Source organism: Phyllobacterium sp. A18/5-2 (assembly GCF_025452215.1).
In the GTDB taxonomy this organism is placed as follows: domain Bacteria; phylum Pseudomonadota; class Alphaproteobacteria; order Rhizobiales; family Rhizobiaceae; genus Phyllobacterium; species Phyllobacterium sophorae.
This window is the reverse complement of sequence record NZ_CP104966.1, coordinates 2,332,316-2,356,931: the sequence shown is the minus strand read 5'-3', so window position 1 is coordinate 2,356,931 and position 24,616 is coordinate 2,332,316. Positions and strand designations below refer to the sequence as shown.

Annotated in this window: 24 protein-coding genes and 2 pseudogenes; 8 read left to right on the top strand and 18 right to left on the bottom strand. The window is 57.9% G+C overall.

What is annotated here, in order from left to right; all coding sequences use genetic code 11:
• Positions 1-40: 40 nt before the first annotated feature.
• The 3 genes and pseudogenes from der to N8E89_RS11680 form a co-directional block, all read right to left on the bottom strand.
• A pseudogene (gene der / locus N8E89_RS11690) lies at positions 41-1,511 on the bottom strand (ribosome biogenesis GTPase Der).
• A gap of 22 nt (positions 1,512-1,533) precedes the next feature.
• Positions 1,534-2,214, bottom strand: a complete 681-nt coding sequence (locus N8E89_RS11685) for a tetratricopeptide repeat protein (RefSeq protein WP_106666518.1) — start codon at positions 2,212-2,214, stop codon at positions 1,534-1,536.
• 159 nt (positions 2,215-2,373) lie between these two features.
• On the bottom strand, positions 2,374-2,955 hold the full coding sequence (locus N8E89_RS11680) for an NnrU family protein (RefSeq protein ID WP_106666364.1): 582 nt from the start codon (positions 2,953-2,955) through the stop codon (positions 2,374-2,376).
• 147 nt (positions 2,956-3,102) lie between these two features.
• On the opposite strand from N8E89_RS11680, the gene N8E89_RS11675 reads away from it, so the two are divergent.
• Positions 3,103-4,140, top strand: coding sequence for a polysaccharide deacetylase family protein (locus tag N8E89_RS11675; RefSeq protein WP_106666363.1), 1,038 nt, complete (start codon positions 3,103-3,105; stop codon positions 4,138-4,140).
• Positions 4,141-4,162: 22 nt separating this feature from the next.
• Here N8E89_RS11675 and sbmA read toward each other — a convergent pair whose 3' ends face one another.
• The 3 genes and pseudogenes from sbmA to N8E89_RS11660 all read right to left on the bottom strand — a co-directional run bounded on the left by sbmA (position 4,163) and on the right by N8E89_RS11660 (position 7,691).
• Complete coding sequence (sbmA, locus tag N8E89_RS11670; RefSeq protein WP_106666517.1) at positions 4,163-5,416, bottom strand: peptide antibiotic transporter SbmA; 1,254 nt, start codon at positions 5,414-5,416, stop codon at positions 4,163-4,165.
• A gap of 160 nt (positions 5,417-5,576) precedes the next feature.
• Positions 5,577-6,750: pseudogene (locus tag N8E89_RS11665) on the bottom strand (YbfB/YjiJ family MFS transporter).
• Between the two features lie 131 nt (positions 6,751-6,881).
• On the bottom strand, positions 6,882-7,691 hold the full coding sequence (locus N8E89_RS11660) for a class I SAM-dependent methyltransferase (RefSeq protein ID WP_106666361.1): 810 nt from the start codon (positions 7,689-7,691) through the stop codon (positions 6,882-6,884).
• A 107-nt stretch (positions 7,692-7,798) separates the two neighbouring features.
• Here N8E89_RS11660 and N8E89_RS11655 point away from each other — a divergent pair, with 107 nt between their 5' ends.
• From N8E89_RS11655 to N8E89_RS11640, 4 genes are read left to right on the top strand one after another with little or no spacing between them, the layout of a single operon-like run.
• Complete coding sequence (locus N8E89_RS11655; protein WP_106666360.1) at positions 7,799-8,932, top strand: ABC transporter substrate-binding protein; 1,134 nt, start codon at positions 7,799-7,801, stop codon at positions 8,930-8,932.
• 38 nt (positions 8,933-8,970) lie between these two features.
• Complete coding sequence (locus N8E89_RS11650; protein WP_106666516.1) at positions 8,971-10,113, top strand: ABC transporter substrate-binding protein; 1,143 nt, start codon at positions 8,971-8,973, stop codon at positions 10,111-10,113.
• Positions 10,110-11,180, top strand: a complete 1,071-nt coding sequence (locus N8E89_RS11645) for a FecCD family ABC transporter permease (protein WP_106666359.1) — start codon at positions 10,110-10,112, stop codon at positions 11,178-11,180. Before N8E89_RS11650 ends, N8E89_RS11645 begins: the two co-directional genes overlap by 4 nt.
• Complete coding sequence (locus N8E89_RS11640; protein ID WP_106666358.1) at positions 11,174-11,929, top strand: ABC transporter ATP-binding protein; 756 nt, start codon at positions 11,174-11,176, stop codon at positions 11,927-11,929. Before N8E89_RS11645 ends, N8E89_RS11640 begins: the two co-directional genes overlap by 7 nt.
• Before the next feature lie 14 nt (positions 11,930-11,943).
• Here the strand turns inward: N8E89_RS11640 and N8E89_RS11635 are convergent, their stop codons facing one another.
• Positions 11,944-13,050: a mandelate racemase/muconate lactonizing enzyme family protein gene (locus tag N8E89_RS11635; RefSeq protein WP_106666515.1), complete on the bottom strand. Its 1,107-nt coding sequence runs from the start codon at positions 13,048-13,050 to the stop codon at positions 11,944-11,946.
• A 127-nt stretch (positions 13,051-13,177) separates the two neighbouring features.
• Complete coding sequence (locus N8E89_RS11630) at positions 13,178-15,166, bottom strand: bifunctional 2',3'-cyclic-nucleotide 2'-phosphodiesterase/3'-nucleotidase (protein ID WP_106666357.1); 1,989 nt, start codon at positions 15,164-15,166, stop codon at positions 13,178-13,180.
• Between the two features lie 190 nt (positions 15,167-15,356).
• On the opposite strand from N8E89_RS11630, the gene N8E89_RS11625 reads away from it, so the two are divergent.
• On the top strand, positions 15,357-15,644 hold the full coding sequence (locus N8E89_RS11625; RefSeq protein ID WP_106666356.1) for an acylphosphatase: 288 nt from the start codon (positions 15,357-15,359) through the stop codon (positions 15,642-15,644).
• 22 nt (positions 15,645-15,666) lie between these two features.
• Entirely contained in the window at positions 15,667-16,185 is a 519-nt protein-coding gene (locus tag N8E89_RS11620) for a SixA phosphatase family protein (protein ID WP_106666355.1), read from the top strand.
• 16 nt (positions 16,186-16,201) lie between these two features.
• Here N8E89_RS11620 and N8E89_RS11615 read toward each other — a convergent pair whose 3' ends face one another.
• The 9 genes from N8E89_RS11615 to N8E89_RS11575 all read right to left on the bottom strand — a co-directional run bounded on the left by N8E89_RS11615 (position 16,202) and on the right by N8E89_RS11575 (position 22,910).
• Entirely contained in the window at positions 16,202-17,050 is an 849-nt protein-coding gene (locus tag N8E89_RS11615) for a bifunctional allantoicase/(S)-ureidoglycine aminohydrolase (protein WP_106666354.1), read from the bottom strand.
• Between the two features lie 216 nt (positions 17,051-17,266).
• The gene (gene guaA, locus N8E89_RS11610; protein ID WP_262259945.1) at positions 17,267-18,829 is read right to left on the bottom strand and encodes a glutamine-hydrolyzing GMP synthase; all 1,563 of its coding nucleotides are present in this window, start codon (positions 18,827-18,829) and stop codon (positions 17,267-17,269) included.
• Positions 18,830-18,956: 127 nt separating this feature from the next.
• On the bottom strand, positions 18,957-19,595 hold the full coding sequence (locus tag N8E89_RS11605) for a 5'-methylthioadenosine/S-adenosylhomocysteine nucleosidase (protein WP_106666352.1): 639 nt from the start codon (positions 19,593-19,595) through the stop codon (positions 18,957-18,959).
• A 1-nt stretch (position 19,596) separates the two neighbouring features.
• The gene (locus N8E89_RS11600) at positions 19,597-20,052 is read right to left on the bottom strand and encodes a TspO/MBR family protein (RefSeq protein ID WP_262259944.1); all 456 of its coding nucleotides are present in this window, start codon (positions 20,050-20,052) and stop codon (positions 19,597-19,599) included.
• 41 nt (positions 20,053-20,093) lie between these two features.
• Positions 20,094-21,383, bottom strand: coding sequence for an RsmB/NOP family class I SAM-dependent RNA methyltransferase (locus N8E89_RS11595; RefSeq protein ID WP_106666350.1), 1,290 nt, complete (start codon positions 21,381-21,383; stop codon positions 20,094-20,096).
• Positions 21,384-21,536: 153 nt separating this feature from the next.
• Positions 21,537-21,764, bottom strand: coding sequence for an MAPEG family protein (locus N8E89_RS11590; protein WP_262259943.1), 228 nt, complete (start codon positions 21,762-21,764; stop codon positions 21,537-21,539).
• Positions 21,765-21,840: 76 nt separating this feature from the next.
• A complete protein-coding gene (locus tag N8E89_RS11585) occupies positions 21,841-21,963 on the bottom strand; it encodes a hypothetical protein (RefSeq protein WP_262259942.1) in 123 nt (40 codons plus the stop codon).
• A 19-nt stretch (positions 21,964-21,982) separates the two neighbouring features.
• Positions 21,983-22,549: a substrate binding domain-containing protein gene (locus N8E89_RS11580; RefSeq protein WP_262259941.1), complete on the bottom strand. Its 567-nt coding sequence runs from the start codon at positions 22,547-22,549 to the stop codon at positions 21,983-21,985.
• Positions 22,524-22,910 (bottom strand): LysR family transcriptional regulator, encoded by a 387-nt coding sequence (locus N8E89_RS11575; RefSeq protein ID WP_262259940.1) that lies wholly within the window; start codon positions 22,908-22,910, stop codon positions 22,524-22,526. The genes N8E89_RS11580 and N8E89_RS11575 overlap by 26 nt, the downstream gene beginning before the upstream one ends.
• Before the next feature lie 105 nt (positions 22,911-23,015).
• Here N8E89_RS11575 and N8E89_RS11570 point away from each other — a divergent pair, with 105 nt between their 5' ends.
• Positions 23,016-24,065, top strand: coding sequence for an SDR family oxidoreductase (locus N8E89_RS11570; RefSeq protein WP_113173071.1), 1,050 nt, complete (start codon positions 23,016-23,018; stop codon positions 24,063-24,065).
• Between the two features lie 10 nt (positions 24,066-24,075).
• Here N8E89_RS11570 and N8E89_RS11565 read toward each other — a convergent pair whose 3' ends face one another.
• The gene (locus N8E89_RS11565; RefSeq protein ID WP_262259939.1) at positions 24,076-24,567 is read right to left on the bottom strand and encodes a DinB family protein; all 492 of its coding nucleotides are present in this window, start codon (positions 24,565-24,567) and stop codon (positions 24,076-24,078) included.
• Positions 24,568-24,616 lie beyond the last annotated feature (49 nt).

Below are 24,616 nucleotides of genomic sequence, written 5' to 3'. Positions count from 1 at the left end.
CCTCCCCTTGCGGGGTGGCCGCACCGCCTGACCAATTCTCCTAGCGCTTCTTCTTGGCACGTCCCGCAAAGGGATTGTCGGAGGTGCGCAGCACGAGGCGGATCGGCACGCCGGGCATGTCGAACGTCTCGCGCAGACCATTGGAAAGATAGCGCACATAGGACGTCGGAAAAGCTTCGGGACGCGAGCAGGAGATGACGAAGCCCGGCGGGCGGGTCTTGACCTGCGTGATGTATTTGATCTTGAGGCGGCGGCCGGCAACAGCGGGTGGCGGATGGTGCGTCGTCACGCCTTCCATCCAGCGATTCAACCGGCCAGTGGAAATGCGGCGGTTCCAGATCTCGTCAGTAGTAGCGACAGCGGCCATGAGCTTGTCGATGCCCTGGTTTCTTTCGCCAGAAATCGGCACGGCCCGGATGCCGCGTATCTGCGGCAGCAGCCGCTCGGTCTTTTCGCGCAGATCGGCCAGCACCATCTGCCGATTTTCGACGAGGTCCCATTTGTTGAAGGCGATGATCGGAGCACGGCCTTCGCGAATGATCAGATCGGCAATCTGCAGATCCTGCTTCTCGAAGGGGATCGTGGCATCGAGCACGATGATGACCACTTCGGCAAAGCGGATGGCACGCAAGGCGTCGCCGACGGACAGCTTTTCCAGCTTGCCCTGAACGCGCGACTTTCGGCGCAGACCGGCCGTGTCGAAGAGCTTGATCTTGCGGCCATTCCATTCCCAATCGACAGAGATGGAATCGCGGGTGATGCCGGCTTCCGGCCCCGTCAGCAGACGGTCCTCCCCCACCATCGTATTGACCAGCGTCGATTTGCCGGCGTTCGGGCGGCCGACAATGGCGATGCGCAGCGGCTTTGACGAGATCATAGGCCGGGACTTCCTCGGCATCCGGATCATCGATATCGTCGCCGATGAGATCATCCATGGAACGGGGCGTTGCCGGAATGGTGACGGCGACGGTATCCTCCGCATCAGGCTTTACGTGTTCATCGGGAAAGACGCGTTCCTCGCCCATGATTTCCACGATCGCATCGCGCAGATCGGGAAACCCCTGCCCATGCTCCGCAGAGATCGGACATGGTTCGCCGAGACCAAGCGCATAGGAATCATACATGCCGGATTCGGCGCCGCGTGCTTCGGCCTTGTTGGCCACGAGAATGACCGGCTTGCCCGAGCGGCGAACCAGGTCGGCGAAGGTCACGTCGGTCGGGGTGATACCCGCCTTGGCATCGACGAGGAAGAGGATGAGATCGGCCTCGCCGATTGCCAGTTCCGTCTGGGCGCGCATACGGCCTTCAAGAGATTCGCTGTCAACCTCCTCCAGACCCGCAGTATCGATGACATCGAACTTGAGGTCATAAAGTTTGGCGGCATTGACGCGGCGATCGCGGGTCACGCCCGGAAGGTCATCCACAAGGGCAATCTTGCGACCGACGAGCCGGTTGAACAGCGTGGACTTACCGACATTCGGACGGCCGATAATCGCGAGAGTAAAGCTCATCGGCTCAAAATTCCTATTCTGTTCAGCCAGCAGCCGCAGCGGGGGCGGCGCCGGTGCTCTTCAGCATATCGAGCATGGTGTCGGCAAACTGGCGAATATTGGCCGGCGCCGTCTGATCGTCGGAAATCTGCTGGAACAGCTTGGCTGCGTCTGCACCGCGGCCTGCCTTCCATGCGGCAAGGCCAAGCGCTTCGCGAGCGGAATGCCGCATCGGATTGCTATCGGAGGACAACGCCTCAACCCGGCTGGCCACATCATCGTAGGAGCCGGTGTCGACAAGGATAAGGGCAGCACGAAGCTTGGCAAGATCGCGGATGGCTTGCGGAATCGAAGTATCCGCGGACACTTTGTCGAAAGCGGCGACTGCGCCGGCCAGATCACCCTTCTGAGCGATGACACCTGCCGCCCGCATGCGGGCCAGCACCGGATAGGCGCCGTAGCCATCCTTTTCAAGCTGGTCGAGTGTCTTCAGCGCTTCGTCATTCTTACCGTCGCGGACGAGATTGAGCGCGGCGAGAAACTGGTCACCCGACTGCGACGCCTGCTTTTCCGTCCAATATTCGTAGAAGGCGAAGACGGCGGTGCCGACAACGATGGCGACCACGGCGCCGATGAGCAGCGAGCTGTAACGGGTCCAGATCGCCTTCACCTTGTCGGAACGCAGTTCCTCATTTACCTCACGGAAAAAGCCGTCGTCAGTCATGATGCCTCTTGGGATGGCTTGCGCCATCGGATCAATTGATAAAACGCGGCGCAGCTGGAGCCGCCCCGCGCAATGGAGTTCAGGCGCTTTTAGTCGGAAAACTTACAGGATGGTAGCCCTAAGTGAAAATTAGCACCCGGATACCGTTTGATTTCTCGCTTACATCGGCGAGACGCCGATCAAAAGAACGTGCAATTTCCACACGAAGAGTGCGTAGAGCACCAGGCCGACGACAATCGCGATGATGTCGTTGGAGACCGGGCCAGCAACGATATAGGGCGCCGCGAGGCCCGCCCGCTCCTGCCGCTTGATGGCGATGCGGTCGACGACGGCCCATGCCAGGAAGGATAGAAACAGGATGAGCGAGGCAAGGTCGCCATTGGCAAGGAGATGCGCCAATGCCCAGGTCTTGATGGCGATCAGCATTGGATGCTTGAGCGCCGGTTTCATCTTGCCGGGCTTGGCAATGAAGACGCCGAGGAAGATGAAGGCGAACAGCATCAGCAGTTCGGTGATGTGTTTCATCCACGCCGGTGGCTCGTAAATGATCGGCGCGTCAACGCGGGCCATGCCGTAACCCCAGACGAGGAGCACAAAACCGATCAGCGATATCAGCGAATAGAAGCCTTTCCATCTGCCCTCGCCCCATTCAGCTATCTTGGCGAGGCGCCACTCCGGCGCGACGATGCGCACCGAGTGTACTCCAAGAAAAACGATGATCCCAAGAATCAGTACCAGCATGACCGCTCTCCTCGAATGATGGCGCAGACTATAGCGAGACTGGAATAGTTCCAAGCTGATCGCTTGCGGTGGATCGCCGCGTCCGATCATCGCCACAATTGCCCTGTAGCGACATCGCTTCCCTCCCGGAGCCGCGTCTCAATCATCATGCGTTCGATATGCACCGTTCTCGCTACATCCCTCGCTTTCTCCCTGTCCGTTCCCGCCTTGGCAAACAGCGGCGCGGAGCTGCGTGGCTCTATCGACGCCAAGCCGCAATATGTGCTGATCTCGTTCGATAATTCCGGCAGCAACGCGCTTTGGGATCGAAGCCGGTCGCTGGCCGAGCGTTCCAATGCGAAGTTCACCTATTTTCTCTCGTGTGTGTTCCTGATCGACCATGGCGACCGCAAGAGCTATCAGGCACCGGGGGAGGCGCCGGGCCGCTCGAATATCGGCTTTGCCGTATCGAAAGAGGATATCGCCAAGCGGCTGGACAACATCTGGCGCGCCCGCAACGAGGGCAACGAGATCGCCAGCCATGCCTGCGGCCATTTCGATGGCAAGACCTGGACCAAGGCGGACTGGAAGCGCGAACTGACCACCTACAAGGACGTATTGCGGGACGCCTGGAGCAGATATGGCAGCGATCCCGAGCCCGAAGGCTGGAAGAGTTTCGTGGACAGGGAAATACGCGGCTTCCGCGCACCCTACCTTTCAGAGAGTCCCGCGCTGATCGCCGCTCTCAGGGACATGGGCTACGTCTTTGACGGGAGCGGCGTTTCAAAAGGCCCTGCCCTGCCCGTCTACGCCAATGGCGTCTATCAATTCGGATTGCCGACCATCAATGAAGGTCCGCAAAACCGGCCGGTCATCGCCATGGACTACAATCTGTTCGTTCGCCATTCCGGCGGCTTCGAGCGTACCGATCATCTGAATGAATTCGAGAATCGCGCCTACGATGCATTCAAGGGTGCGTTTGACCGGCAATACCAGGGCAAGCGCATTCCATTCCAGATCGGCCTGCATTTCACCCTGATGAATGGCGATGCCTATTGGCGGGCGCTGGAACGCTTTACCACCGAAGTCTGTACCAAGCCGGATGTGCGCTGCACGACCTATAGCGCGTATTTGAAGGAAACGGGCGCCGCGATTCCTGTCGCCGGCGCGGACTTCAAGCAACCGGTAACGAGCGGCGGCATGTAACCGCCACTCGTTTTCTCGAATATCAAACCTCTTCAGATTGCGTCCGCAGATAACGCTGGTCGATCTCCGGCAAGGGTTCGTCGTAGATCACTGCCTCGAATGCCCGAAGGCGCTTGTAGATGGACAACAGCTCGACGATCGTTGACCACGAGGTGACAAGATACTGGAACGAATTGCTGACCTGACCAAACGCCGTCGCAATCTGCTGCCAGAGACCCAGTGTAATCTTGCCGGTGACAATCGTGGGAATGAGCATGACGTTGAGGAAGATCGCGTCAGCCTGTCCGTATAATCCTCTGGCGACGTTGAAATAAGTGTAGTGAAAATACAGTCGAAAATAGTTGCGGCGGACATTCCGGAACAATTCGGTAACAGTGAGTGGCTGCGCCCTCTTCTCGTCGTCCTCACCAAATACGAGTTCCTTGCGATAGGCGGCCTCGACGCGCTGGTTCTTGAACTCCAGACCGGGCAATTTGATACCGACCACAGCGAGAAGAATGGTGCCCAGCAGCGACCAGCCGATTGCAAGAACAACCAGCGAATAAGGTATTTGTCCAATTATCGGCAACGACGTTATGTGAAGAGAGAGTTGGGCCAACAATGGCAAGAAGGCGATCAGAGTCATCGCCGCCTGAATCAGATTGACGCCAAGACTTTCAACGGTTGTGGAAAATCGCATCGTATCTTCTTGAACGCGCTGAGACGCTCCCTCGATATGGCGCAAGCGGCTCCAGTGATCCATGTAGTATTCGTTCATGGCGGAGCGCCATCGGAAGACGTAGTGGCTGATAAAATAGTTGGAGAAGACGAACAACATTATACTGAGGAAGCCGATTCCGGCGAACAGCCACTGCATCCAATACAATTCTGATGCCGCGACAGAATTGGGTGTCGTTATGGCTTTTTGAAACAGATCGAAGAATGGACCACGCCAGGTATTCAACGCAATATTCAGCTGCACGTCGAAATAGGTAGTGAAAATGATCAGCGCAGAACCCCAGATGGACCACATCTGCCATCGATGCGGCGCATACCACATCCAGAAGGCGGCAAATATCCCGACACATACACCGAAATATATGTAGAGCCAGATAAACGCTTTTGTCGCAAAAACCGAAACACCGACAATTGGTGGAGCATTCGGATCTGCTGGCGGCAGGCCAATATAAGCTCCTAACTGTTCACCGGCGTAAAGCCAGAATAGGACAGCAGCTAGCGACCAAAGCACCGCTGAAATAAAGAAGAGCTTTGGCTTGGGGAAAAATGAGACAAACACGGTGGTAGGTTCCTCGAGTGAAAAGTCCAGCAATGCAAACTTGCACGGAATTGAACTTAACGCACGAATAGGGCAAAGCATGAACCGCAGCAATTAAATTGCTGTAATCTTCAGAGACCCCTCGAAAAACCGCACCAGCTGACCTCATCAGGTTGAATTCTCAAACTGTCTCACGCTCTCCCTGGCGTCTTGCCGCAAACGCGAAAAGCGCCGCCACGACGAGACCCGCCGCGGCAACCAGCGTGGCGGAAGTGAAGTTGCCGGTAATATTGGCGAGGTAGCCGGCGATCAGCGGCCCAATGATCTGGCCGATCCCAAATGCCGCTGTCATCACCGCCATGACCCGGCGCTGCGAATGCGGCAGAAGGACACGCCCGGCCTGAAACCCGAAGGCCGTGATGACGATGAAGGTCAGCCCGAGGAGAACGCCGCCAAGCAAGGGGCCAACGGGCGACGGCAGAACCACACTTGCCGCAACGCCGACGGCCTGGACCGCGCAACCGAGTGCCAGGGCGACGAAGGGACCGACCCGGCGGAGCAATGGCGTCCACAACCAGACGGAGATGGCGCCGGAAACACCGGTCAGCAGCCACACCAGCGCTTCCATCCACGCGCCGCCATGACTGGAACGGACAATGGCGATAATGAATGTGGCGGTAATTATGTAGCCAAAGCCGAAGATGCCATAGGCGATGTTGATTTTGACGAAGGCGGGCGTCCAGACGATGGGCGGCTCCGATACAGCGGAGCCATTGCGGGCCGGGCCCTGGCGGATCAGCATCAATACAGCCAGCAGGCCCAACAGCGAAAGAATTGCCGCGCCGATCCAGTCTTCGCGCCAGCCGAAGCCATTGGCGGAACTGAAGGCGACGAGCAGCGAGGAAATGGCTATGCCGGTGCCGACGCCGCCGAAATGCAGGGCCTGCAAGTCCTGACGGTTGGCCGCGGCCAGGTGGCTGAAAACAATCGTCGCGGTGAACACCAGCATGAAAGCACTGGCCATGCCGGCAAAAAACCTGACAATCGAGAACATGACGACGCCGTCACTGATGCTCATGGCAAAGCACAGGGCAGCGCTCAGCGCGAGTGAAAGATAGACCAACGGCCGCTCGATTCCCGAGGCCCAGCCAAAGCCGGCAACGATGGCGCCGAGAAGATAACCGACATAATTGGCCGAGGCGATAATGCCCGCATCAGCTGGCGTAAGGCCAAGTTCACTCATCATGCCAGGCAGAGATCGGGGTGAAGATAAACCGGCCTATGCCCATGCCGATGGCCATTGCCACGAGACCGCCGAGGGCGAAGCGGACCGGAGAGGATGCGGGTGGATTCATGCGCGGGACATTATCGCCGCGCCGTGCTGTGACAAACCAATTAATTTGATCGTCTGATTACTTTGAGTGATCGGTTATGGCGCTGCAGGGATGTGATGCACGGCCGGAGCCATCGATACGGCATCTGGCGGTCAATGCGCGGCTTTACGCGCCCTGATCACGTAGCGATGTTGAACCGCCCTTGCCCATCCCTTGAACAAGCTGAAATTGCTGGCCTGAGCACGGTGGATCGCACGCATGTTCGTATCGATCGTGATATCGACAAAACCGGTGCGGCGTAGCAGATCCGCCACTGCTTCGGCACGCGCGCCTTGCGAGAAATATACGCGCGAAAGGATGCTGCGGTGCGTCTCCAAAAGTTCATAGGAGGATCTGGCCGGTTCGCCGCTCGCAAGTCCGAAGCGCTGGCAAAATCCCGACAACCGGACAATCAGCTGCTCCAGCCGGTTTGAATTGACGAAATCGCCATCAACGATAAGTAATGTGCCCCCGGGATTGAGCACACGCAGCCATTCGCTGAAAGCCGCCTCCGGGTCTACCAGCGTCCAGACCAGATGCCGGTTGATGATGACATCGTAATGGTTGGATGGTTCCATGGTGTTCTCGGCGTCACCGAGGCGAAAGGTAATCTTTCGTCCCCGCGCCTTCGCCTTGGCACGGGCAAGCTCAAGCATTGGCTCGGCCCAATCAATCCCCGTCACGCTGAAGCCGAGATCATCCATCAGGTGCGATACGACGCCCGTGCCGCTGGCGAGATCAAGCGCGGGACGCCCCTTGCCCTCCCCCAAATGCCTGAGGATGAGTTTATGCCATGCGTCGCGCTCCGCCTCGGAGAAAATCTCATGTCCTGGCGACTGATCAAAAGCCGCCGCGCGCTCGGACCAATAGGCTTTGATTTCGTCGCGAAGATTAAAGTTCGATCCGTCAGCTAGGCTGTCCATCGTGGCTATCCCATGAATTGACTTGGAAGCGTTCTAAAAGATAAATGTTGACTGATAAAGTCATCAAATAATAGAACGCACCAGCTTTTCCACTGGAGTTACGAAGAATGCGGTTGTTTGACAAGGCAGCTTTAGCCGCCATGGGTCTATGCGTTTTCTTTTCCGCCAACGCGTTCGCCGAAAAGATTACCATCAAGGATGTGACCGGGCGCGATGTCGAAATAAATGCACCTGTCGAGCATGTGATTCTTGGCGAGGGCCGCCAGATTTATTTCGCCGCCGTGCTCGACCGGGATGAACCGTTCAAGCGTATCGTCGGCTGGCGCGACGATTTGCCGAAGGCAGATCCGGAGAGTTACGCGGCCTATCTGGCGAAATATCCCGGCATCGCCAAGCTGCCGACCTTTGGCGGCATGAAGGATGGAACGTTCGACGTGGAACAGGCGGTGGCGCTGAAGCCGGACGTCATCATCATGAATGTCGATGCAAAGACCGCGACGGAAGAAGCTGGTTACATCGAAAAACTCGGCAAGGTTGGTATTCCGCTGGTCTACGTCGACTTCCGCGAGAAGCCGATGGAAAACACCGAGCCGAGCATGCGCATCATTGGCAAACTTTTCGGCAAGGAAGACAAGGCCGAGGAGTTCATCAAGTTCCGCGCCGACAGCATCGCCAAGGTCACTGACGTTCTTGCCAGGAAGAATCCGGCAAAGCCGCTCGTCTTCATTGAGCGGGCAGGTGGTTATTCCGATGATTGCTGCATGTCGTTCGGCAATGAGAATTTCGGCAAGATGGTCGAATTCGCCGGCGGCACCAATATGGCGAAGGATATCATTCCCGGTACATTCGGCACGGTGAATCCGGAACAGATCATCGCGTCCAATCCAGATCAGATCATCATTACCGGCGGCAACTGGCAGGGCTATGTGCCCGGCGGCAATTGGGTCGGTGTCGGCTACGGCGCCGATGAGACGGAAGCGCTGCGCAAGCTGGAAAATCTGACGAAGCGCCCGGCCTTTACCGGCGTCAAAGCCGTCCGGGACGGCAATGTCCACGCAATCTGGCACCAGTTCTACAACAATCCCTATCAGTTTGTCGCCATTCAGGAAATTGCCAAGTGGCTGCATCCGGATCTGTTCAAGGATCTCGATCCCGAAGCAACATTCAAGGAGTTGCACGAGCGCTTCCTGCCGCTTCCCTATAAGAGTGGCTATTTCGTATCGCTGCGCGCCGACGGCTAGTTGACCTTCAAATTTTTCTCTAACGGGGTTTTCAAATGATGATTTTGAACAAAGCCATTTTGATGCTTACCGTGGCTTTGCTCCTGGCGGCAACGCCGGCCGTCGCTGAAAAGGCAACCATTACCGACGTCACGGGGCGCCAGGTGGAACTTGAACTTCCAGCCAAGCGCGTCCTTATTGGCGAGGCGCGGCAGATTCACGTGATCGCCGCGCTGAAGGGCGAGCACCTGTTCGATACGATCGTTGGCTGGCGCGATGACATGATCAAGAAGGATCCTGATTCCTACGAGGCTTACCGCGAGCGCTTTCCCGCACTCGAGAGCCTGCCGCAGACAGGCTACATACCCAGCGGGACCTTCAGCCTTGAGGCCGCCATCGCCCTCAACCCGGATGTTCTCACGCTCAATCTCGAAGCGCAAAAATCGGCACAGGAATCCGGCATCGAGGAAAAGGCCGCAGCAGCAGGCATTGCAATCGTTTACCTCGATTTCCGGGTTGATCCGGCGAAGAACAGCGAAAAGAGTATCGAACTGCTTGGCAGCATCTTCGGAGAGAAGGCGAAGGCAGAGGAATTCATCGCCTATCGCCGCGCCCAGATTGCACTTGTCACCGAACGTCTCGCCAAAGCGGGTAATGTTGTGCGCCCCAAGGTCTTCATCGAACGCTCCCCTGGAATCTCCGGCGACAATGTCTGCTGCAGAACCTTCGGGCCGGCCAATTTCGGTGAAATGGTGGAGCTTGCGGGTGGCCACAACATTGCCACCGATGTGATCAGCACCACCTTTGGCGATCTCAATCCCGAGCAGATCATCGTAAGCAATCCGGACCATGTCATTGTTACGGGCGCCAACTGGGCGGCGGAATCCGACATCGACCAGTTTGTCCATGTGGGCCGCGGCGCTGACCCGGCAAATGCCCGCAGCAAGCTCCACGACTTGATGGAACGTCCGGCGTTTTCCAGCCTCACCGTGGTCAAGAATGGCAACGTGCACGCCGCCTGGCACCAGTTTTACGGCGTTCCCTATGAGTTCATACCTATCCAGCAATTTGCCAAGTGGTTCCACCCCGATCTGTTTGCTGATCTCGATCCGGATAAGACGTTCCGGGAATTTCACGAGCGCTTTTTGCCAATAGCCTACCGCCCGGGATATTTTGTTTCTCTTCCGGAAGGCAGCGAATGATGGTCGCTGACGTGGACAAAATGGCAGGTATCGAAGGGCACGGCCGCTACCGTGCCCTTGTCTTGCGCCGGATACTCCTCATCGCCGGGTTGTGCATTGCGCTGTTCCTTTCGGTGGCTATCGACATGGCGCTTGGTCCGGCGAATTATGCCCTTGCCGATGTGCTGAAAGCCCTGTTTCAACCGGGTACCGTCAGCGATCAGCTCCGCGTGGTGATCTGGGATATCCGCATGCCGATTGCACTGATGGCGGTGACGGTCGGCGCTTCTCTTTCGGTGGCGGGCGCGCAGATGCAGACCATTCTCGCCAACCCGCTGGCCAGTCCATTTACCCTGGGCATTTCCGCAGCGGCAGGCTTCGGCGCGGCGCTTGCACTTGTTGGCGGGATCGCGGTTTTTCCTGTCGCAACGCAGTTCATGGTGCCCATCAACGCCTTCCTCATGGCGATGCTGGCGGCGCTCTTCATCCATTTTGCCTCCACCATGCGCGGGGTGACAGTTGAGACAATCGTCCTGCTCGGCATCGCCCTGGTCTTTACGTTCAACGCACTGCTGTCACTGCTTGAATATCTTGCCTCCGAACAGGCACTTGCCGCCGTCGTCTTCTGGACCATGGGGAGCCTCACCAAAGCGACTTGGCCGAAGGTCTGGGTCACTGCTGCCGTCTTGATTGTCACCGTTCCGTTGTTTGCCCGCCGCGCCTGGGCTTTGACGGCCCTGCGGCTCGGCGAAGACAAGGCGGCCAGTTTTGGCATCAATGTCCGCCGCCTGCGGCTTGAGACCATGCTGACCGTGAGCCTTCTTGCCGCCATTCCCGTTTCATTCGTTGGCACGATCGGCTTCGTCGGTCTCGTCGGTCCGCATATTGCACGCATGCTGGTCGGCGAGGATCAACGCTTCTTCCTGCCCGCGTCGGTTATCTGCGGCGCACTGCTCCTGTCGACCACCTCTGTCGTCAGCAAGACGCTTATTCCGGGCGCGGTCCTTCCCATTGGCGTCATAACGGCGCTGGTCGGCGTACCATTCTTCTTCGCCCTCATTTTCACACACCGGAGGCGCTCATGGTAAGCTTGGCGCTGGAAAATATCGGAGCCAAATATGGCAAGCATACGGTGCTGTCCGATGTGAACACGGGATTGCTGGCCGGCGGTGGCATGACCGCTGTCATCGGGCCCAACGCTGCAGGAAAATCCACCCTGTTCAAGCGCATTGCGGGTCTGGCCGCAGGACCGGGCATCGTCCATCTGTCCGACACGGTCAAAGGTGCGGAAACCATCTGCTACATGCCGCAGGATACGGGCGCTAACGCGGTGCTTACCGTTTATGAATCCATTCTGCTCGCATCCAAGCAGGGTTCGGGCTGGAAGGTCCATGATAGCGAGCTGCAGGATATCGACCGGATCCTCGGGGCGCTCAGGATCGATGACCTGGCCTTCCGCAGTCTCGGCGAACTCTCCGGGGGCCAGCGGCAGCTTGTATCCATCGCCCAGGCACTGGTCCGGAAGCCTGAAATTCTGCTAATGGACGAGCCGACATCCGCTCTGGACCTTTTCCGCCAGATTGAGGTTCTCAGCTTCATGAAGAGCCTCTCGTCGCGGTCGAACATGGCGGTGATGATTGCACTGCATGATCTCAACCATGCGTTGCGCTACTGCGACAATACGATCGTCATTGCCAATGGGAAAATGATTGCCAGCGGGCCGACCGGCGAAGTGATCACGCAGGATCTGCTGCGTGACATTTATCGCGTTGATGCCCGGATCGAAAACTGCTCCCAAGGGCGGCCAGTCGTCATCGTCGACGGCTCGCTTGTCTAGGCTCCAGTATCTGGTCAGTAGCTCGCGTCAAGAAAGGGCTTGCCGAGCAACTCCAGATCGACGTCGATACCAAGACCCGGACCATCGGGAATGCCCATTCGGCTGCCAATAACAGGCGGCGCATTTCTGGCGGTGCGGACCGTGACCCATTCATGGAAGGCAATGGCGTGCAGCCGCCGTTCCTCGGGCGTCGATAGCGAGAGATGTGCCATGGCGGCCGTGTCCACCTCCGCCCCGCCCGTATCCTCAACGGTGACCATGAAACCAAGATCGACCGCAAGATCGCGGATCTGGCGGGTCTTCGTCACGCCGCCCAGACGGGAGATCTTCAGGGTCAGCCCGTCTGCAGCTCCTCTGCGGTGAATGTCCAGCATCTCCTCGAGCGATGTGACGGACTCGTCCAGCACCATCGGTTTGTCGAGGGAACGCCGGACCGAAAGACAATCATCTATGGATACGCAGGGCTGCTCCATCGTGTAATCGATTTCACGCGTGGCATCGACGAACTGCCGCGCCTGATAGGCGGACCATCCGGCGTTGGCATCGCAGAAGATCACCGTGCCTTTGGGAACCGACGCCGCAACCGCCGCAACCCGTTCAATATCGTCGTGAACGATGCCACCCACCTTGACCTGCAGGCGATGAAAGCCCTCCGAGACTATTTGTTTTGCATTGGCCGCCATCGTCTCGACCGGACCATGTGTAACGACCCTGTAAAGATCTGCCATATCGCTTTCCCGGCCGCCGAACATTGTCACAAGCGGAACGCCTGCCGCACGCGCGGTCAGATCCGAGCAAGCCATGTCGAGTGCCGACTTGATATAGGGGTGCCCCTTGAACACGGTGTCCATCAGCCTGTTGAGCCGGGTCAGCGCGCGCGGATCTTGCCCGAGAAGGTGAGGTGCGATTTCGGCGACACCGGCCTGAGCTCCTGCCGCAAAGGCGGCGGAATAGAAATTGCCGAGCGGTGCCATCTCGCCCCACCCGGTCAGCCCGGTGTTGGAGGTGACTGACACGATGACCGCGTCGAACCCATCGGCGCCACGCCCCTTCGACATGTTGTAGCGACCCTCAACGAATGGCTGCATGAGGCGGTAGGCTTTTATGGTCTCGATATGCACGATGGACAATCCCAAGGCTGGAGAACAGAAACGGTGTCGAAGCGGGCTCACGCTGCGACTGGTTCGAAAATTCGGAAATGGCCCCGGCCACTTAGTGCTGCGCCGCCATTCAGCCTGACTGCAGCCTTCAGAGAACGAGCCTGAACAAGGCGAAGCCCTCCGAGCCTTCGCCGGCATCCTCGATCCTGACGCTCTTCACATCGGCAAGAAACTGCCTTGCCTTCGGGCCGCTCTCAAAAATCGCCGTCGTGCCCGGCAAAGGCTTGAAGGTCCAGTTGCTGTCGGCGGATGGATTGACGGTACCTGCCTCGACGATATAGCGCACGATAACATCGCGGTTCGTATCCGGCGCTACGAAGACCACCTTGTCGGACGCTATCTCCGGGAACTTGCCGCCACCGCCGGCGCGGTAATTGTTAGTGACAACCACGAATTTCTGTGCCGAATCAATTGGCTTGCCCTCAAATTGCAGATTCTGGATACGATTTGCCTCGTGATTGATGACCTGTCCGTCATTATCAAACCTGCGCGGCTGCGAGAGATCGATCTGGTAAGTGACGCCGTCGATGATATCAAAATTGTAAGACGGAAAATCTTTATTCAGGAGAGCAGCATCCTTGGCGCCTGCTTCCATGTGATTGAACATGCCCGCCGACATTTCCAGCCAGTTTCTTACCTGCTCACCGGTGATGACGACCGCCTGTACCGTGTTGGGATAGAGGTAGAGATCAGCGACATTCTTGATGGCGATATCGCCTGCAGGAACGTCAGTATAGTAATCCGCCCCGCCCCGGCCGCCGGCTTTGAAGGGCGCCGCCGCGGAAAGCACCGGGAGGTCCTTGTGCTCGGTATCCTTCAGCATGTCCTTGATGTACCAGGTTTGCGCCTGGGATACGATTTGCACGGAAGGATCATCGGCAACGAGTGCGAAATAGGAATATAGCGGCGCGGATGTTTTGCCGACCGGCGTGCGGACATAGGTCAATGTTGCCTCATGCTCGGCTTTGGCGGCTTCGATCACTTCCGGCTTGTCGGCAACATCGGCGACGACCTTCTTCTTGTCATCGCGGTGATAGATCGGACGGGCTTCCGCCGTGAAATCGGCGATCTTCCAGCTATTGCCGTCCTTCTCCAGCAACAGGTCGATAAGGCCGAGATGCGATCCCCAGAATCCGGCCATGACCGCGGGCTTGCCGGCGAGAGTGCCCTTCACCGGATCGGTATTGGCGATGCCGTCCCAGCTCTTCGGACCGGGGAAGACCAGATGCTGGTGACCGGTGAAGATCGCATCGATACCTTCGACACCTGCGAGATAGAGCGAGGCATTTTCCATGCGCTCCAACGGGGCGGCTCCGTCGATGCCGGAATGAGACAGCGCTATGACAATATCGGCGCCCTCCTCCTTCATGGCCGGGACCCACGCTTTGGCAGCTTCGACGATATCGCGGGTCTGAGCCTTGCCCTCAAGGTTCTTGATATCCCACAGCATGATCTGCGGCGGAACAAAACCGATAAAGCCGACCTTGACCGGGCTTTCCGCGCCTGCGCCGTCCTTGATCAGTGTTTCGATGATGACATAGGGTTTGAAAAAGAGAGCGTCCTGCTTCGGATCCGAAGCGAGCTGGCCCTTCGTCAGATTGGCGCAGACATACGGAAAATTCGATCCACCGACCACTTTGAACATGTAGTCGAGGCCATAATTGAACTCGTGATTGCCGAGCGTGCCGACATCGTAACCGAGCACATTCATCGCCTTGATGACGGGGTGGACGTCGCCCTCCTTCATGCCGTGCTGATAGGCCATGTAATCGCCCATCGGATTGCCCTGCAGGAAGTCGCCATTATCGATGAGCAGTGAGTTCGTGGCCTCGGCGCGGATGGAATCAATGATCGCAGCCGTGCGGGCGAGACCCATCGTATCGTTCGGCTTGTCGGCATAATAGTCATAGGGGAAAACATTGACGTGAATGTCCGTCGTTTCCATCAACCGTAAATGGGCCTGGTTGGCCGCCGCGCGCGCGGAAAACGGATGCAACAGCACAAGCGCCGATGCGGCCGCCATGCCACTGAGCAAGGAGCGGCGCGAAATCGGGTGCAAATGGAAATTGGAAGACATGGAACACTCCTTCGGGAAACTCGGCATTGCTCAACCCGCGGCAGACTATGACGATTTTGCGAGCCGCGCATCCGTAAAATGACCAGCGCGAAACATGCGGCCAATTGTGATATGCACCCCGTCATTCCAGCACGCCGCACGCGGTGATAGTATCCTCCACTAGGGTTGGTCGCGCTCAATGGAGGCTGCGATGGAAGCTAAAGAGCAGGCTATGCTGGTTCGTATCCATGGCAGGGTACAGGGTGTCAGTTTTCGCGTCTGGACCCGCATGGAAGCCGAAAAGCTTGGGCTTGGCGGCTGGGTTCGCAATGAGGATGACGGGACCGTACGCGCCCTCATCGCAGGACCCGAGCCAGCTATCTCAAAGATGCTGGAGAGATTCTGGCAGGGACCTCCTGGAGCCTCGGTTGCCAACGTCACGTTTGAAAACGTTGACGTTTCCGAGGGCACCGGCACGTTCAGGATCACCACTAGCTAGGTCCAGGCAGAGGAACGTCCCCATGCGCAGATTAATGCTTCTCAGGCATGCCAAATCCGACTGGCCCGACGGCGTCGAGGATCATGAGCGCCCGCTGGCGGAGCGGGGCCGCAGGATGAGCCCGCTGATGGGGAGATTCATGGTGGAAAAAGGGCTATTGCCTGATCTTGCCATGGTCTCGACGGCGCGACGTGCCATGGAGACCTGGAAACTGGTGCATGCCGCTCTTGGGCAGGATATCGTGCATAAGGACGAGCCGCGCATTTACGAGGCCCGGGCGCAGGCGATCCTCGATACTGTCAAGCAAACGCCAGATCGTATTCACGCATTGCTGCTCGTCGGACACAATCCGGGACTTCAGGACCTCGCCCTCCAACTCATTGGAAAGGGACGCGAACCCGATCTTTCGCGGCTGCAGCGAAAATACCCGACCGCAGGGCTCGTTGTAATCGACTTCGATGTCAAACACTGGCGCGAAATATCCGGCGGCCTCGGCCGGCTTGAACGATTCGACACGCCGAATTCCATAGGTCACCGCTGACCCGGAGCGCCTTCAATCAGCGGCCAGAGCGCCCGCCTGCGGACAGGCTCAATTTCATGTGGCGGTTAACATCCTTGTAAAGGAGATAACGGAATTTGCCTGGACCGCCAGCGTAGCAAGCTTGCGGACAGAACGCCCGCAGCCACATGAAATCGCCGGCCTCCACTTCAACCCAGTCCTGATTGAGGCGGTAAACTGCCTTACCTTCGAGCACATACAGCCCGTGCTCCATTACGTGCGTTTCCGCAAACGGGATCACTGCGCCCGGTTCGAACGTAACGATTGTCACATGCATGTCATGGCGTAAGTCAGCGGGATCGACAAATCGCGTTGTCGCCCACTTCCCGTCGGTGCCAGGCATTGCTGTCGGCGTGATATTGGCTTCATCGGCGAAGAAGGCTTCGGGTACGCCAATACCGTCCACGAATTCGTACGCCTTGCGTATCCAATGGAAACGCACCGGCCTGTCACCCTCATTGCGGACCGTCCACTTGCTCGATGGAGGAATGAAAGCGAAGCCGCCGGGTTGCATGACATGTTTCTGGTCGTCAACAACAACGCTCAACTGACCTTCAAGCACAAACAAGACGCCTTCCGCGCCAGCGTCGGGCTCCGGTTTGTCGCTGCCGCCCCCCGGTGCGACTTCCATGATGTATTGCGAGAAAGTCTCTGCGAAACCAGACAGCGGACGGGAGAGTACCCAAAGCCTGGTATTGTCCCAGAATGGCAGGTAGCTGGTGACGATGTCCATCATCACCCCCCTTGGGATGATGGCATAGGCTTCGGTGAACACCGCGCGATCGGTCAAGAGTTGCGTCTGTGCGGGTGCACCGCCGCGAGGTGCAAAGTATGTTCGTCCAGCCATTTCCAGTTCCTTTAGAGGGGTGATATTCTCGCCTCGGCAAAGTGATATTCTCTGCCAACTGGCAGAGAGTTTTTTGTCACCGCGCCTTACTCAATAATCAAAGAATGGCGAATTCATTCCCCTCGAAAATTTTGAAAGTCTTGTGCGATTATGCCATTTCCACTTGGTCAATGCGGAGGAATGCCGAATGGACCCGACCGGCATCGCCCAATAGCCTCATTCCCACTCGATCGTGCCGGGCGGCTTTGACGTGACATCATAGACAACGCGATTTATGCCCTTGACCTCATTGATGATACGCGTGGCCGCCTGACCGAGGAAACTCATGTCGTAGTGGTAGAAATCCGCAGTCATGCCGTCGACCGACGTAACGGCGCGCAGGGCGCAAACGAATTCGTAGGTGCGGCCATCGCCCATGACGCCAACGGTCTGCACCGGCAGCAGCACGGCGAAGGCCTGCCAAATGACATCGTAAAGGCCAGCCTTGCGGATCTCGTCGAGATAGACCGCATCAGCCTCGCGCAGGATCTCCAGTTTTTCGCGGGTGATACCGCCAGGGCAGCGAATGGCAAGACCGGGACCAGGGAAGGGATGGCGGCCGATGAAATGATCCGGCAGGCCAAGCTCCTTGCCGAGCACACGAACCTCATCCTTGAAGAGTTCGCGCAGCGGCTCGACCAGCTTCATGTTCATGCGATCCGGCAGGCCGCCGACATTGTGGTGCGACTTGATCGTCACCGAAGGACCGCCTGTGAAGGACACGCTTTCGATGACGTCGGGATAGAGGGTCCCTTGCGCAAGGAAGTCAGCGCCGCCAAGTTTTTTGGCTTCTTCTTCAAAGACTTCGATGAAGAGCCTGCCAATCGTCTTACGCTTCTTTTCCGGGTCGGATTCGCCTTCGAGCGCGCTGATAAAGCGCTCCGATGCGTCCACAAGAATGAGCGGCAGATTGTAATGTTCGCGGAACATGGCGACGACGTCTGCCGCCTCGTTCTTGCGCATCAGGCCATGGTCGACAAGGATGCAGGTCAGCTGGTCGCCGACCGCCTCGTGGATGAGCAATGCCGCGACGGACGAATCGACGCCGCCGGACAGCGCACAGATCACCTTCTTGTCGCCGACCTGCTTGCGGATAGCATCGACCGCGTGTTCGCGGTACGCATGCATGGTCCAGTCGCCCTTGATGCCGGCGATGCGGTGGACGAAATTCTCAAGGAGTTTCGCGCCGTCTGGCGTATGCACAACTTCCGGGTGGAATTGCACGGCGTAGTATTTCCTGGCTTCGTTGGCGATCGCCGCAAAGGGCGCGCCTGTCGATGTGCCAACAACCTTGAAGCCATCGGGTATTTCGACAACGCGGTCGCCGTGGCTCATCCACACCTGGTGGCGTGTTCCCTTGGCCCAGACGCCTTCAAACAGCGCGCATTCTTCCTGAATGTCGAGGAAAGCGCGACCGAATTCGCGGTGATGCCCGCCCTCCACCTTGCCTCCGAGCTGGGCGCACATCGTCTGTTCGCCGTAGCAGATGCCGAGAACCGGGATATTGGCTTCGAAGATTTGCTGCGGCGCGCGCGGACTGCCGATATCGACCGTGGAATGTGGACTGCCGGAAAGGATGACCGCCTTCGGATTGATGCGGCGGAAAGCTTCATCTGCGGATTGAAAGGGAACGATCTCGGAATAGACACCGGCTTCGCGCACGCGTCGCGCAATCAGCTGCGTTACCTGGCTGCCGAAATCGACAATGAGGACTGTATCGGGATGAGTGGGTGTGTTCATGGCGGGCCTTTAAAGCAATTGTCGAGTCGGCGCAATGGGTTACCGCAAGTGACTGAAAAACTGATTCCGTTTGTTCACAAGGCGGGTGAAGCCATTGCGAATTTGATTCAGAAGACGGCGGTAGGGATCACAGAATCAACACCCTGTCCGCAATTGCCGAGCCCATAGCCTCAACGGCCAGTGCCAGCTTTTCATCGATCACGTGCAGATACTCCGTCCAGTCGCTGACATGGCGCAATTCCTCCGATCCGTCAGAAATGCCGCGCAGACCAATGAGCGGAATTTCGAAACGCTGGCAGGCGCGCAACACAGCGAAGGTTTCCATCTCGACCATATCGGCTTCGATCGTGTCATAGGCCCCGCCGGAAACGATATTGGCGCCGGTTGACAGCGACGCTTCCTTTACGCCCGGAATGCGGTGGCGTAGCGGGACTGTTACTGGCAGGTCGAGGAAGGGCGTTGCCCCTTTCTTGAAGCCAAGCGGCGATGCGTCCATGTCGCGGTAGGAGACACAGGTCGCCTGATAGATTTCCGCCTGTTCCAGAGTGCGCGACCCGGCAGAGCCCAGCGACACGACAAGATCTGGCAGAGATTGGTTGGCGGCCAGACTGGCCAACGTCGCCGAGACACTGACAGCAGCCTCCACCGGGCCAACGCCGGTGATCAGCGGCGTGAACAGACGCTGCAGATGCGGACCATATTCCGCATCGACAGCCATGGCAAAAAGAACTTTTTTGCCGGCAACCGGCGTCAAATAAGCGAGCATATCAACCTGCATTGAGGGTCCAGAGTGACGCATTGAGTAGTGTCGCGAAGGCCACCCAGAGAAGATAGGGCACAAACAGCAGTGCCGATACCCGCTCGGAATTCCAGGTCACGCTGATGAAGCCAACGATCGCGACAAGCAATAGGACGATGACGGCCAGCGCGAGGCCCATCTTCTGGAACCCGAAGAAGGCGGGTGACCAGAGGAAATTCAGTACAAGCAGCGCCCACCAGAATTGTTGGGGTGCTGTCAATTCCCGGTCCCAGACTCGCCAACCGGCAATGGCGATGAGGATATAGAGCACGGTCCAGACGGGGGCGAAAATCCAGTTCGGCGGATTGAACGAAGGCTTGACGAGACCGGCGTACCATTCGCCCGGGAGGGTGAGATATCCTATGGTAAGTCCGCCGCCCACAACCAATACAAGAAACAATAGAAGCGCCTGGGAACGGGACATGTGACCTCTCTCACGCGAAGGATACGGTCACATTTGTAGCTTTATTTTTCCCGTCTGAGAACTGAAATGAAGAAGCCATCAGTGGATGTGGACAAGGGTGAAAGAATGGCTGTTCCATCCTTGAACAGGGGTTGCAATCCGGTCTTTGCAGGTACAGCCTGATCCCAGAGCGGTTGCGTATCGAGGACGCTGTATTCGGGGTTGCCTTCAAGGAAAGCCGCAACCTGGTTGCCATTCTCCGGCGCGAACAGCGAGCAAGTAATATAGACCAGGCGTCCGCCGGCCTTCACATAGGTCTTGGCCGCATCCAGCACCTCGCGCTGTTCCACCTCGCGGCGTTCCAGCTGCTGGTCGCTCAGGCGCCACTTGGCATCGGGCCTGCGCCGCCATGTACCGGAACCCGTGCAAGGTGCATCGACGAGAACCAGATCCATCTGGCCCTCCAAAGGGGCAAGATCGCCAACATTGGCGTGGGCCTGGGCGTTGCGCACCCCTGCGCGCTTCAGCCGATCGAAGATCGGCGCCAGCCGGGCGCGTTCGGCATCATAGGCATGGATCTGGCCCTTGTTGCCCATCTCCGCAGCGAGAGCCAGAGTTTTGCCTCCAGCCCCGGCGCAATAGTCGAGCACCTGTTCGCCAGCCTTGGCGTTGCTGAGTTTTGCAGCGAGTTGTGAACCCAGATCCTGGACTTCGAACAGCCCACGCTGGAAGGCCGGCTCTGCCTGGACGTTGGGATGACGGCCCATGGCGCGCAGCGGCGGCACGCGCACTGCGGTTTCCAATAAAGGCGCGGGATTGGCACCCGCACGGGCGAGCTCCTTCAGCACTTTCTCGCGATCAGCCTTCAGCGTGTTGACGCGAAGGTCGACGGGCGGCCGGTCGCTAAGCGCAGCGGCTTCCTCCACCCAGTTGTCGTTAAAGATGGCCTGGAAATGCGGTACGCACCATTCCGGCACATCGGCGCGGACATGGTCGGGTGCAGAAGCGAGGTCGCGGGATTGCCATGCGGCCATACGCCCGGCCTCCAGCGGTTCGGGGGCAAACTTGTCGCCATCGAGCGCGGTGCCGACCTCGTCAATGTTGAGTTCCGCATCGGAAAGCAAAACGCCAAAGGCGATATGCCGCGCGGCGTCACTGTCCATGCGCCAGCCCAGCGATAGTTTCCGCCTGAGGGCATCATAGACGATATTGCCAATGACAGCGCGGTCCCCGGCACCGGCAAAGCGGTGTGACAACCCCCAGTCCTTCAAAGCGTCGGAGGCCGGCCGCTTGCGGTTTTCAATATCGTCCAGAACTTCGATTGCCGCCTGCAGGCGTCCACCAAGTCGCATGTGCATTCCTTTGTTTTTCTTTGAGTGTCGCATACATGGCTGCGGCAGTAAAAGAAAGCCGGAGCATGGAGCCCCGGCTTTCCTATTTTTCATTTCAGACAGTTTGAGCGCTGATCGGCAGCTGCAGTTGCCGGAAACAGGCGGGTAATTGCTCTAGGCTGTTGGAGGCACCGCGATATGCAGCGCCAGGAGGATCCACAGCATTCCATTGAGGGCACAACCGATTGCAAAGATCGGCTGACGCAATCTGAGCCGGTTTGTTGTGACATGAACGAGGGTGTGGGCGATGCGCATGGCAACAAAACACCACGCGACAATAACCGCAAGCAAGGTAGCGCCGTTTACTGCATAGAGCGCCAGGCAGACCACGTAGAAAAGCATGGGCAATTCAAAAAGATTGATCAGGTTCCGTATGGCCGTGACACTGGCTTCCGGTTCATTGAGGGGAAGCTTGAAATCACGTCGCGGCAGCTTGTCCGCTCGTCACAGCCTTCCTGCGCCGAAGCAGAACCAGTGCATAGACCAGATAGATCAAGGCCGTCAGTGCGATCATCGGCCAGAAAATTGCGGTTTGCGACATGATGCCCTCCTGAACTTGCCTATACGTTCTTTTCAGGGATGTGGACCATGCGCAAGCCCGGCACCTGTTTGAGACCAGAGGCCAGATGATCGATGAAGGCGCGCACCTTGCGCGGCATGAATCGAACAGTCGCATAGACCACATGAATCTCCATCGGCGCATAGGAATAATCCGGCAGCACCCGTACCAGCTTGCGCTCGTCGAGGAGCGATTTAATCAAGGGCACCTGCGCGCCGCCGACGCCAAGGCCAGCGCAGAGTGCTTCATTGAGCACGAAGGCGTTGTTGGCAAGAAAGCTCGAGCGCACCGGCACGGTAACCGGACCGCCCGGCCCGACAAGCGGAATTGCCTCGCCCTGCGGCGACCAGACAAACCGGATGTGCCGGTGCTGCGAGAGATCATGCGGCGTCTGCGGATTGCCATGAGCGGCAAGGTAGGCCGGCGAGGCGACGAGAACACGCTCGAATGTCGCCAGTTTTCTGGCGACGAGATCGGAAGATTTCAGATCGCCGAAGCGGATCGCGACGTCGACACCTTCGGCGATCAGATCGGCAAAACGGTCATCGAGAACAAGTTCGATTGTCAATTCCGGATGCAGACGCTGGAACTTCGATGACAATGGGCGAAAGGTGCATCTGGCCAAACCCCACCGGTCCATGCAACCGCAACTTGCCACGCAGGCCCGCCGAGAATTCACCTGTGCTTTCTTCCGCCTCGTCGACCGCCTGCAGGATCTGCCGTGCATGCTGGTAATAGGTCTCACCACCTTCCGTCAGGGCAAGCTGGCGGGTCGAGCGGTGGAACAGCCGTGTACGGAGGTGCCGTTCCAGCGCCGCGATCTGCTGGCTGACGGCCGGCTGGGTCAGACCAAGCTCGCGCGCCGCAGCTGACAAGGTTCCAAGCTCCGCGACGCGGAGAAAGGTCTTCATCGCAGCGAATCTGTCCATAATTACCTCAAAGAATTTCTTATGAACGATATCAATACTTCGCTACTACGCAAAGATATATGATGGATCATATCTGGTTCAGTGATTTGAACCGGAGATTTCGAAATGACCAAGAAAGCAGTTGTTGTCGGCGCCAATGGCATTATCGGCGGCAATCTCATCACGCATCTCGTTGAGCTCGGAGGTTGGGAAGTCGTTGGCCTGTCGCGGCGCGGCGGTGAAACCGCCGGGAAAGTCAGGCATATTGCAGTCGATCTACTTGATGCGGTAGATGCGAAGGCGAAACTCGCTGATCTTACGGACACGACGCACATCTTCTATGCGGCCTATCAGGACAGGCCAAGCTGGGCAGAACTCGTGCCGCCCAACCTCGCCATGCTGGTCAATGTCGTCAATGCAATCGAGCCGATTGCGCCCGGTCTGGAGCACATCAGCCTGATGCAGGGCTACAAGGTCTATGGCGCGCATCTCGGTCCGTTCAAGACACCGGCGCGCGAATCCGATGCCAACCACATGCCGCCGGAATTCAACATCGATCAGCAAGACTTTCTGGAGGCATCGCAGAAGGGCAAGGCCTGGACCTGGTCGGCGCTGCGCCCGTCCGTCGTTGTCGGCTTTGCGCTCGGCAATCCGATGAACCTCGCTTCTGTTATTGCGGTATATGCATCGATGTCCAAGGAACTTGGGATTCCGCTGCGCTTTCCCGGAAAACCCGGCGCCTATGACAGTCTTCTGGAAATGACCGACGCAGGACTGCTGGCGCGGGCGACAGTGTTCATCGCGACGAACCCGCAATGCGGGAACCAGGCCTACAACATCAATAATGGCGACCTCTTCCGCTGGAGCGAGATGTGGCCAAAGATCGCCAAGTTCTTCGATCTGCAGCTCGCCCCGCCGCTTCCCATGTCGCTAACCGTCGTCATGTCCGACAAGGAGACGCTGTGGAACAGGATGGTCGACAAGCACAGTCTTATGCATACGCCCTACAGCGATGTGTCATCCTGGGGATTTGGCGATGCCGTCTTCGGCTGGAACTATGATTTCTTTGCCGATGGCACGAAATTGCGGCGCGCCGGCTTTCACGAGTATGTCGATACGGAAGAGATGTTCCTGCGCGTGTTCAGCGATCTGCGGGAGCGGAAGATCATTCCATGAGTTGGGAGCCTTACTCCGTAAATGGCTCACCCTGCCGTCGCGGCTTGTCATAGTTCAGGAAGAATTCGTCGAGCTGCGGCGGTGGAACGTTGGTCCCCGCCAGCATGGCATGTGCCTGCCCGCGATGATGAATCTGGTGAACGAAGAGATGCGACAGCACCAGGTAGATGGGTTCCTGCGACGTCTCGCCGGTGCCCCATGTGATCGAGATAATCCTGTCGAGGTCTTCCGGAGCGAGATCATCGCAAAAGCCGATAAGGCTGTTGTCGAACTCGGTCTGGGCAAGCTTTAGTTCCGTAGCTTTCGGATAGGGAATATCGCCAGCGAGGCCAATATTCTTGCGGCCCTTGCCGATCATATCGGCCATGTAAATGTGATCGACGATAAGATTGTGGTTGAGGGTCAGCTGGATGGATGGGAAGAAACTGGTGCGCTCCTGCGCGAATTCCGCATCGGTGAGCTGCTCACAAGCACTCAGGAGCCGATGATCTCGACCAGGCACTGTTGCGGGCCATGGTCGAGAAATGATCGCGAAGGGCGGTGTCAGACAT